The organism is uncultured Psychrobacillus sp., assembly GCF_938022135.1.
GTDB lineage: Bacteria > Bacillota > Bacilli > Bacillales_A > Planococcaceae > Psychrobacillus.
In genome coordinates, this window is the sequence record NZ_CALIED010000020.1 from 184,563 (window position 1) to 195,364 (window position 10,802).

Below are 10,802 nucleotides of genomic sequence, written 5' to 3' on the forward strand. Positions count from 1 at the left end.
TTAAAAACCTTCCAGCTTATAGCCAATTCCCCACAAGGTTTTTATATACCTCGGGTTTGATGGCTCTTCTTCTATCTTCTCTCTAAGCCTTCTCATATGCACATTAATGATATTCTCATCCCCGTAGTATTCATCCTCCCAAACCAACTGATAAATCTGCTGTTTAGTAAATACTCGGTTTTGATTGGAAGCAATCAGTTTTAAAATAGCAAACTCTTTCGCAGTAAGCTTTATATGTTCCTTTCCCTTCATAACCATAAAGTTAGTAACATCTACCTTCAAATCTCCTATTTCAATTACATCCTCGTTTAGTTGCTGCTCCCGTGAATATTGTGTTGCTCTTCGTATCGCAGCCTTTACTCTTGCGGATAGCTCGAGCAATGAAAAAGGCTTGGCTAGATAATCATCAGCCCCTAAACCCAGTCCTAACGCCTTATCCACATCGCTATCCTTTGCCGACATAATTAATATAGGCACAGCACTAGTTTCTCGAATGATCCTCAATACTTCTAAGCCATCTAGCTTTGGCATCATAATATCTAAAATGATTAAGTCAAAGACAGAGGCAGAGGATTGATTTTGCTTAACCGCTGCTTCTCCATTGTTCACAGTCGTAATCATAAAACCCTCACTTCTTAAATATTTCTCAACAATTTCACTAATGGATTCATCATCCTCGACCAATAAAATTCGTTTAGACATTTGTTCCACCTCATTTAGTCCATTTTCTTTTAATCATAGCTAATTTATGGAAGTAAATATATATAAAACTAATTTTTCTTAATGTTTATTTTAGGCTCTGTTAAAGGCTAGGGTTGTTTTTTTCATAAAGCGATTTAGTTTGTGAAATGTTACACTTAAACTAACGTAAGCAGGTTAGTTGAAGAATGTTGTTTAACTTGTAAGAAAATCTTTTGTTTAAAAAAACAGTTTTAAGAAGGTGAAAGGTCTTGGAAAGAAAAGTTGAATTAAAACACTTTTTACTAGGTGGGTATACAATTGGTTTTGTGGTAGGATGCTTAACATCTCTTCTGTCAAAGATTAGCACTACCGTTAATCTCAGTTTTTCCTTTGAAAGTATTTTTTGTATTGTAGTAGTTTTACCAATAATTTATTGGATGTATCGTTATTCAGGAATGGTTTTCGATGACCAAACAATGAAAATGAAGTTGTTATATGCTTTTATATTACTATTAGGTTTTTCTTTCGGAATATTCTTTTTTGAATTACTTTTAAGTTAATAATTTGTCTCTAATAATAGAGTATTGTAAAAGTGCTTTTAAACAGATAGAGCCCCTTTTTCTATTCAACTAACGGTGTGCTTTAGTTAAACGAATGGCTGCCGGTAAGGGTAGCTTTTTCTTAGAACTAAAGATTCAGGGAAAATTAATAGGTTAGTGGTGAAATCAAATATTAGTTTCTTTTTATATTTTAATGGTAACGTGGATTATTGTATTTATTATGTCTTTATATAGTCAGAAAAGAAAAGGTAAATTAAAAAAGATTACTTTTAATCAATTTGTAATAGTGTGCCTAATTTCTATTGGGTCAATGATTTTAACAATTGGATTTTTGAGTCTAATGGGATAAAAGGAATGTTAAAACGTTTTTCACTAACGGGTGCTTTACTTCAAGAAGGGGTAAAGTACTTTTTTCTTATTGAACTAAAGAGTGCAGTTTAGTGGAAGAAGGATATATAACTTAGATAGAAATAACGGAGGGGTATATATGAGAAAGAATGCTATGGTTGTGTTTTTTTTATTGATTATACTAATTCTATCTGCATGTAATAATGTAAACGAAAATCAACCAGTAGAAAGTTTAGATGTATCAACTGATCAATCTGACGGAAGAGAAGATCAAGCTCAAATTCTAAAGGTTGATACAGATTTAGAAGTGAAAGATGGCTGGCACATTGTACCAGAAGGTGTTAATACAATGACTATCTCCATGGAAGTAGAAAATGTTGAAACAATACTATTATGGATAACCCCGACAGGAACAGGGACTTGGGGGGAAAGAACGCTTATTGGTTACGACATAGATGGAAATGATGGATGGTCCATAGAATGGGAATTTGGTGATAGGATATTCCACGACCATATTACTGTTCAGGCTTTGGGAAGCGATTTTGCAACACAAGCAAGAGAGACTTTGAATGTCCATTCTGTTGATGAGACGGATGAGGAATAATTTGAAGGATATTTGCTTGTTTTGTAAATTTTTATACTTAAGCTAACGGGTGCTTTAGTAAAAAATCAATATCAAAGCAAGATGAGCTGGGAGGAAATATCCTAGCTCATTTTTTATGTTATTTAAAATCAACCTTTACCTTTAACATAGCTTTATGTTAATAAGCTGAGCAAATTTCCTTAAAAGCATTTTACAGATTAAACACGAACATTAACTATTTATTGATTTGAGTGACAGGTGAATGCTAATCGCTCACCCGGCGTAGGGTGTCCAGCTAGATGTAATTTAAACTATTATTAAAAAGCATATAAATTTCATTATTCTTTTTTCATTGTTCGTATTTGACTTAAGCTAATTTCAAAATAAAGTAAAAAAATAATATAAATCGATCTATTGATTTGTTCCCTACTTTCTATATAATAAATTCTTGTGTTTCAAAAAAAGAAGAAAAGGATGGGGATAAATGAAAAGAACCCTTACAGCAGTTTTAGCATCCGCAATGCTATTATTATCTGCGTGCTCAGAGAACACAGATTCACAAGCGGAGGTTAACAAGGAAGTAGACACAAAAGCGTCAGCCGAAACTACTGTGGCAGTTAAACCAACTATGATTAAAGGCGAAGACTATGATGAAAACGGCGGTGCTGATGCCTATGCAGAAGCTGGCGATAACAAAGAGTCTCGTTATTTTAAAGCCCCTGATTTTTACAACATGAAATCAGATGATCAATTACTACTAATCGAAAATTTCCAAACGATGCAGCAAACAACGGAATGGTCTTGTGGACCTGCTACCGCATTAATGGTTGCTAACCATTTTGGCTTCACAGACATGACAGAAATGGATATTGCTGAGCAAATGAAAGCAATGACCGACTTAGACACTCCAGGAGCAAAGCCTGGTTCTGCAAACAACTTCCCAGAATACGGGACAGACGTTAGCCAGCTCCATAATTTCTTTACTAGTCTAGAGGGCTTTAAAGTGGTAGAGACAAGCTATAAAGTGAATTATGCAGCAGACGATCTAATTCAAGAAGCAGATGGTGCAACCGGAAATAATGTAGGAAACCTTCCTGCTACTTTCACATGGAACAGCTTATATGCTTCTGAAAATAGTGAAACGACTGAAGCATGGGTAACAGATGCTAAGGATAGCTACTTTGTTAAATGGTTAACTGGCCATCTTTCTAATGACCGACCAATTATGGTTGAGTGGGCGGATTGGGATGGACATTGGCAAGCCATCATTGGATATGATAATAATGGCACACCAGGTATTGGTGATGATATGCTTATCTTTGCAGACCCGTATGATACATCTGACCATTGGCAGGACGGATATTACTTCTATCCGTTAGAAAGATGGTTCGGAATGTGGAACGATCGTAACATTGCACCGAAACCATTCCAATTACAACCTTACATCGTTGTGGATTATACTAAATAGATTTAAAAGAGAGTCATGACATTGTCATAACTCTCTTTTTTTTGTTAATACTTAATAAGTAATCACTAAACAGTTTCTAAAAATCTGTCGATTGCTTTCTACTCTCTAATTTCATATGATAATAAAGCAAACAATCAACACGTTGTTCAGTACTTTATTATAAAGGAGAATGTTAAGTGAATAAAAAATATATATTTATGTTTGGTTCATTGATTATAGCTTTAGGATTGGTGATTGCAGCGTTAGTTACCGGAGACGATATAGTTACTTATCTCATGATATTCTTTTGCGTAGGTTTAGGTCTTGCTTTACTTCGTTTAGTAGTAAATGGAGCTATCAAAAAAATGAAGGGAAAAAGCATCTGGACGAAACTTCTCTTTTTTGCCGTTCTCTTAGGTTTTGGTCTACCATTCCAAAACTGGTTCCGTAAAGACGTGATTTTTGCGATGGATTCCGATTACATTGTTCGATGCATCATCATTACTGTAATGGGAATTATCTTTATGACGTTCCTTTTTGGGATGCTGTTCACTAAGAAACGTCAGATGCAGGTTGAAGTAGATGTAGATAAGTAAGCAGGGAAAAGCACTTACTGCTTTCAGGAGATATTCTTATATAAAAAATAGCCCATCTTTTGCATATATAAATGTCAAAAAGGGGCTATTTTTTATAGGGCTTAAATTTAACGAATGTTTAGCTAAGCCAGTAAAAGTGCTTCTTACTCCTTAAACTCTATTAAATCTGCAATTATATACTGTTTTTCTACAAGCTCTTTATTGTCAGTCCATGAAACTGTAACTTTTGAATCCTCGAACGCTTTTTTAATGTCCTCTTCCGATAATCCTTTTGCATAAAAAACAACTTCTTGCTGATATTCTGCAAAATTTTCACTTGGATTATCTTGTTCACCCCCACTTCCATGCCAATATCGATTCACTCCATCTATACTATTCAACGTATTTCTCCAGTCTACATCAATTTCCATTTGACGATCTTTAACAGCGTTCGTATTTTCCATAAAAAATTTAAATTTTAATACTTTAAAGTCTTCTTGCTTTGGATCATTTAAATCCTTAGTGCCACCAACCCTACCATATCCCTCATCACTAATAGGGGAAATTATCGTTTCCACCTTTACTCGTGGTTCATTATTACAAGCAGTAGTTAGTAATAGAAGCAAGAAAACTAAGAACAATAAGCTATACCGTTTCATACTTTCCTCCTCTCAAAATAATTCAATAACTCTCTATACTATGTAAAAATAAGTCTAATAATAAATTAGCTTTTTATTTATAAACCTGATAGGCAATGAGTACGTTTAGAGTCACGTTTTATTTTCTTTTAGTTGCTTTAGTAAATAAATACATAGCGGATTTATATAGTCAGCCTTACAATAATCACTTAATAACAATCTATTAAGCCCTCTACTGTTAAATGGAATTGTTTCTACTCTTTTGAATTCTGGAAGTTCTCCTTTACTATATAATTCATTTTTATAATGTTTATGTATTTCTTTTACTTCTTGAGAAGTTAAATCAATGGTTACTCGATTTATTAAAACTAATGATTGGCCTCCACGTTTTATTAGCCATGGACTCAAAGGTGACAAACACATTATTTTAGTAAGGTTAATACCTAGCTCTTCTTGTATCTCTCTTATTATATTTTTGTGTATATTAATATGCCCTTCTTCTATATCATTTTTGTCTAAGCCACCAGCAACTAATTGAATTCGATCCGGATTGGCTGTGCCTTCATTCATATGACCATAAACTAGATGTTGGTCCGAAGTAAGGACAAGTGTAGCAGGATAGACAACGGTGCAGTCGTACTCCGCTGATAACTCCATTTTCCTACTATAAAGAAAATGAGCATAGTCAGTGTGGATAAGGGAAATGAATAAATCATTTTCATCTTCTTGAATTTGATGAACAGTAAAGACCTCCCCTCTGCTAAAAGTATTTTGTCTGTTGATCGTTTCCCAGTATTGATTTACTTTTGACTTAATTTCGTCTGGTAAGTTTATTTCCTTTTCTAAGACACTGATTTTTATATTACTAGGTGACTTTTCTAAACTAATAGTGTTGGAAAATGTCATATGTTCCTCCTGATCATAATATTATTTCGTTCATCCGTATATTTGAGCTTCTTGATACAAACCGTTTTCATCAACATCTACTACTATCGTGTGACCCCAGAATAAGTCCCCGTCGTCATAGTACAATTCGGCATTTCCCTCACAAAAAATTAAAATCCCTTGTATATTAATTCGTTTTTTAAATTCATTCTTACTGATTATTTTGCCTTCATTCCATACTTCATTATGTAGTTTTAATAAATCCCCTGCTATTTTTTCTTTATATGATTCATTCATTACTCTTGTTTTCCTAAAGGTATTTTCGGCTAATTTAAATACCAGTTTTTTATCATAGGACTCAGGAGAAATAGTTACATCTATAAAATAATCAGTCGCTATTTCCACTTTTCCATGATAGTTTCCTCTCTCCTTGTCATAGACCAGCCCATCAAAATTCAATCCACTGTTCATATTTACACCCCTTTACAAATTGAGGATTGTTTACTTTCATTATTTCATCACCCTCTATAATTCTACAAAGCTAGTAAAATCCCTTTCTTTATAGCTATCCTTATTTAATCTAATTTGCTTTATCCAAACTATAGGTTTTGTAAATTTTTGTAAGGTTCCAATGTATTTGAAGTGTTACACTTAAACTAATAGTTCAGTTTGTGAATAAATTGCTCAGTAGTAGATGGGATGGATGAATCATTAATATAGATACTGATTCACTTATTCAAATTATAATTATTTGGGGACTGCCGGCTTTTATGGTTTTTAGAGGTTATTTAAAAATGAATACTGAAATAGTCCTTCCCTTCATACCCTTACAATTAACAACAAAAAAGCAAGCCCAATGTTTTGAGCTTGCTGTAGTCTGCTTTGCTTTTATTATTTCTTAAATCCTTATAAAACCTTTTCTAAAAACTCTTTTGCACGCTCTGACTTTGGAGAGCTAAAGAATTCGACAGGAGGGGTGTCTTCAACTAAAACTCCACCATCCAAAAATAAAATACGGTCTGCTACTTCTTTAGCAAAGTTCATCTCATGTGTCACGATGACCATTGTCATACCTGATTCTGCTAAGTCCTTCATAACAGCTAAAACCTCTTTTACCATCTCTGGGTCTAAGGCAGAAGTTGGCTCATCGAACAACATAACAGAAGGGTTCATTGCTAACGCACGCGCAATTGCTACACGCTGCTTTTGACCGCCTGATAAACGATTTGGATATTCCGAGCGTTTCTCAAAGAGTCCTACTTTATGTAAGAGGTCATCTGCAACAGCTATTGCCTCTTCCTTTGATTTTCCTTGAACATTCATTGGTGCATACGTTAAGTTTTCTAGTACAGTTTTGTGAGGAAATAAATAAAAATGTTGAAATACCATTCCTACATTTTCACGTACCTTCATAATATTAGTTTTTTTATCTGTTACAACATCATTGCCTATACTAATCACACCACTAGTAGGCTCCTCCAGTAAATTCAAGCAACGTAAAAAAGTAGACTTACCAGAACCAGAGGGCCCTATGATTGCAATTACTTCCTGTTCCTTAATTTCAGTGGATATGTTTTTTAAGACTTCATTTTTTCCAAATGATTTATATAATTTTTCTACTTTAATCACTTCTACTCATCCTCTTTTCTAGCTTTTTGCCAAGGAATGATAAAATAAGTGTAAGGATATAGTACATCACTCCAGCAATCATTAATGCCTCTAAGTAACGATAAGAAGATCCGCCCACGACGTATGCACGGCGCATAATGTCTAGTGCACCAATTACTGTTACAATCGCTGATTCCTTCGTTAATGTGATAAATTCATTCATAAGGGAAGGCATGATATTTTTCATCGCTTGAGGAAGAATAATATCCTTCATCATCTTCGAATAAGGTATACCCAAAGCTAAAGAAGCCTCTAACTGCCCCTTATCAACAGCATTAATCCCACCACGAATAATTTCAGAGATATAGGCACCTGAATTTAATCCAAATGCTATAATTGCTGCTGGCATCGGATCTACCGTAATATCAAAAAGCTGAGGAATCGCATAGTAAATAATCATTAATTGTAATACAAGGGGAGTTCCTCTGAAAATAGATGTATAAAAATCTGCTAATAGACGTAATACAGTTATTTTCCCTATTTTACATAGAGCTAACAAAATCCCTAAAATTAAACCTAAAATTGTGGCTCCCACAACTATTTGAAGTGTAACACCTATTCCTTTTGCAATATAAGGAATAGAGGGAACGACTGCAGAAAAATCTAACATATCGTTACCCTCCTTTCTATTCAAACTATTATATTTTTTATCTATATTATTCTGCTTCTACTACAAACCATTTTTCTCTAAGCTCGTCAATTTTTCCTTCTTCAATTAACTCATTAATCGCTTTATCAAACTTCTCTTTCAGCTCACTGCCTTCTGGGAAAACTGCTGCTTTAGTATCTATTTCCTCTACTACTATTGGGAAGTAAGTTAAATCTTTGTTACGCTGTGTATAATTTTCAGCTACTACATCCTCTATAACTGCTGCATCAAAACGCTTAGTCATTAGCTCTTGAATAACCTCTGGGATTAAGTTACGGCTCTCCACTTTCATGTCTACTGTTTCTGCTAATTCATTTGCTAGCTCTTCTTGAACAGATGAGATTTGAACCCCAACTGTTTTACCAGCTAAGTCTTCCACTGTTTTAATACCACTGTCTTTTTTAGTCACTACCATTTGTACTGTTTCGTTGTAAGGGATAGAAAAATCTACAACTTCATCGCGTTCTTCTGTTGGTGACATTCCTGCTAATACGAAGTCTAATTTACCTGCTTGTATCGCTGGGATTAATCCGTTGAAATCAATGTTTTCTACTTCAATCTTATATCCTAGCTTTTCAGCGATTAAATTGGATAGGTCAATATCAAAACCAATAATCTCTTCGCTCTTTGTTGGATCGATAAATTCAAATGGTGGATAGTCAGCTGAAGTCCCCATTTTTAATACTGGTAATTCCTCAGAAGGTGTAGAACCCGATCCAGCATCCTCTTTCGCATCGTCTTTAGTTCCACAAGCAGCTAGTAAAGCAATAATCATTGTTAGCATGATTAGAAATAACTTGTTTTTCATAATGTTTTACCCCTTTATCTCATTTATTTTTATTTCATTTGTATATCGAATAATTGCTTTTTCAAGCATTGTTAAGCCATCATCAATTTGTTCCTTCGTTACCGTTAATGGAGGTATCATACGGATTACCTCACCGACGTTTCCACAAAGATAGAAGAGCACGCCTTCCTCTAGTGCATAGTCCAGAATTTTCATAACAGCTTGTCCATCTGGCTCTCCCGTTTCTATATTAGAGATTTCGATACCAATCATTAAACCGACAGAACGGACATCGCTAATGATTGGATATTTTTCTCTTAGTACGTTTAGCTTTTCAGTTGCATATGCTCCTACAACTTTAGAGTTTTCTACTAGGTTCTCCTCATGGAGAATTTCTAGTGTCGTTAAGGCAACTGAACAAGCAATGGGATTTCCACCGAAGGTTGTCCCATGCATTCCTAATGGCCACTTCTTCATTAATTCCTTAGAAGCAACGGTTGCACTTAAAGGTAAACCAGACGCAATTCCCTTTGCAATGGCCATAATATCGGGAGTAACTTCGAAATATTGTGCAGCAAACCATTCGCCTGTTCGTCCGAAACCAGTTTGAACCTCATCAAATATTAATAAGATTCCATGCTCATCGCAAATTTCTCTAATTCGCTTCACCCATGATTTAGGAGGGATAATGTAGCCACCCTCACCTAGTACTGGCTCTAAAATAACGCAGGCTACCTCTTCTGGAGTTACCTGGTGCTTAAAGAGTCTTTTAAAGTCTTTATCTAGCTGCTCTACACAATATACTTCTGGATCCATTCCCTCTGGACAGCTCTTCGCGTCTGCATAAGGAATCTGGTAGGATAAGTGAGATGGCTGCAAAAACTTTCGATACTTACTTTTAGACGTTGTGACACTTAGTGCACCAAGTGAGCGACCGTGGAAGCAGCCCGTAAATGAAACAACATACGGTCTCTCTGTTACAAATTTCGCTAGCTTTAATGCTCCCTCGATAGCCTCTGTCCCACTATTAGCGAAAAAGAAACAGTCTAAATCTCCTGGTAACACTTCTCCAAGATTTTTGGAAAGCTGTAGAATCGATTCGTACATAATAACTCCTGAAGGCCCATGAACTAATTGATCCGCAGCATCTTTAATACTTTGAACTACTTTCGGATGACGGTGTCCGGTATTTGTAACGGCAATACCTGATGTAAAGTCTAAATATTTCTTTCCATCCGCTCCAAAATAGTAGCAGCCTTCCTCTTTAACTATTGGAATATTAGGATGATCCTTTGCCATACTCGGTGCTAAAAAATCTCCCATATTATTATATAAATTTAGCCAGTTATCCATCTTATTCACCCTTACTTTTCATCCACTATCAGATAGCTATTAATTTAGTAATCTGTTTTATTTCTAGCTAATGGATTTTTCTAATATTTATATAATATATGCCTTTATGTATAATTATACAATAGGTAATTTAGGGAAATTAAAAGTTTAAATTTCTCGAATTTTCAATTTAATGAATTTGGGCATTACTATAAGAAGAAAACATGAGGCGGATACATAATCAACCTAGTTTCAGGCACTTGAAATAGTACAGAGATTTTCTTTATATAGAGGGAAACACTATTGGTTCGCAGCCAAGGCGGCGACTTTTAGCATACTGGCGTGTGGGAGAGACTACTGGCTCAGGCCACGTGCCCCAGGAAAGTGTCAGACGTAGCGGATAAACTGCGGCTATGAAGTAGATATGAAACGGAAACTCGATTTCAAGTTTTTTTCATTTGTCTATGTTAAAGGTTAGGGTTGATTTATGATACAAAGAAATCCTTGAAATTGATTTCCGCTCCAGCCGGACGCTTTCCGCGGGGTGAGCGATAAGCCATCACCCATCGCTATCGCGCGTGGTTGTGATGTCTTATCTGTCTCACTCATCCCGCTGGAGTCGCCGTCTGGCGCTCCAATCAATAAATGG

11 protein-coding genes are annotated in these 10,802 nt (G+C 35.2%); 3 read left to right on the forward strand and 8 right to left on the reverse strand.

The window, feature by feature from the left end:
- A complete protein-coding gene (locus Q0371_RS05420) occupies window positions 1–702 on the reverse strand; it encodes a response regulator transcription factor (RefSeq protein WP_298469158.1) in 702 nt (233 codons plus the stop codon).
- A 1,026-nt stretch (window positions 703–1,728) separates the two neighbouring features.
- Here Q0371_RS05420 and Q0371_RS05425 point away from each other — a divergent pair.
- The 3 genes from Q0371_RS05425 (at window position 1,729) to Q0371_RS05435 (ending at window position 4,215) form a co-directional block, all read left to right on the forward strand.
- Window positions 1,729–2,193, forward strand: coding sequence for a hypothetical protein (locus Q0371_RS05425; protein ID WP_298469160.1), 465 nt, complete (start codon window positions 1,729–1,731; stop codon window positions 2,191–2,193).
- A gap of 463 nt (window positions 2,194–2,656) precedes the next feature.
- Window positions 2,657–3,640, forward strand: coding sequence for a papain-like cysteine protease family protein (locus Q0371_RS05430; protein ID WP_298469162.1), 984 nt, complete (start codon window positions 2,657–2,659; stop codon window positions 3,638–3,640).
- Between the two features lie 176 nt (window positions 3,641–3,816).
- On the forward strand, window positions 3,817–4,215 hold the full coding sequence (locus Q0371_RS05435; protein ID WP_298469165.1) for an MFS transporter permease: 399 nt from the start codon (window positions 3,817–3,819) through the stop codon (window positions 4,213–4,215).
- A gap of 143 nt (window positions 4,216–4,358) precedes the next feature.
- Here the strand turns inward: Q0371_RS05435 and Q0371_RS05440 are convergent, their stop codons facing one another.
- The 7 genes from Q0371_RS05440 to Q0371_RS05470 all read right to left on the reverse strand — a co-directional run bounded on the left by Q0371_RS05440 (window position 4,359) and on the right by Q0371_RS05470 (window position 10,174).
- Window positions 4,359–4,853 carry a hypothetical protein gene (locus Q0371_RS05440; RefSeq protein WP_298469167.1) on the reverse strand — a complete coding sequence of 165 codons (495 nt, stop codon included), beginning with the start codon at window positions 4,851–4,853 and terminating at the stop codon, window positions 4,359–4,361.
- Between the two features lie 111 nt (window positions 4,854–4,964).
- Window positions 4,965–5,738 (reverse strand): hypothetical protein, encoded by a 774-nt coding sequence (locus Q0371_RS05445; protein WP_298469170.1) that lies wholly within the window; start codon window positions 5,736–5,738, stop codon window positions 4,965–4,967.
- A 30-nt stretch (window positions 5,739–5,768) separates the two neighbouring features.
- Window positions 5,769–6,188: a DUF2262 domain-containing protein gene (locus Q0371_RS05450; protein WP_169360231.1), complete on the reverse strand. Its 420-nt coding sequence runs from the start codon at window positions 6,186–6,188 to the stop codon at window positions 5,769–5,771.
- A 435-nt stretch (window positions 6,189–6,623) separates the two neighbouring features.
- Window positions 6,624–7,346, reverse strand: coding sequence for an amino acid ABC transporter ATP-binding protein (locus tag Q0371_RS05455; RefSeq protein WP_169360232.1), 723 nt, complete (start codon window positions 7,344–7,346; stop codon window positions 6,624–6,626).
- Window positions 7,339–7,995: an amino acid ABC transporter permease gene (locus Q0371_RS05460; RefSeq protein ID WP_169360233.1), complete on the reverse strand. Its 657-nt coding sequence runs from the start codon at window positions 7,993–7,995 to the stop codon at window positions 7,339–7,341. Before Q0371_RS05460 ends, Q0371_RS05455 begins: the two co-directional genes overlap by 8 nt.
- A gap of 46 nt (window positions 7,996–8,041) precedes the next feature.
- Window positions 8,042–8,842, reverse strand: coding sequence for a transporter substrate-binding domain-containing protein (locus tag Q0371_RS05465; RefSeq protein ID WP_169360234.1), 801 nt, complete (start codon window positions 8,840–8,842; stop codon window positions 8,042–8,044).
- A 6-nt stretch (window positions 8,843–8,848) separates the two neighbouring features.
- Window positions 8,849–10,174: an aspartate aminotransferase family protein gene (locus Q0371_RS05470; RefSeq protein WP_251556880.1), complete on the reverse strand. Its 1,326-nt coding sequence runs from the start codon at window positions 10,172–10,174 to the stop codon at window positions 8,849–8,851.
- Window positions 10,175–10,802 lie beyond the last annotated feature (628 nt).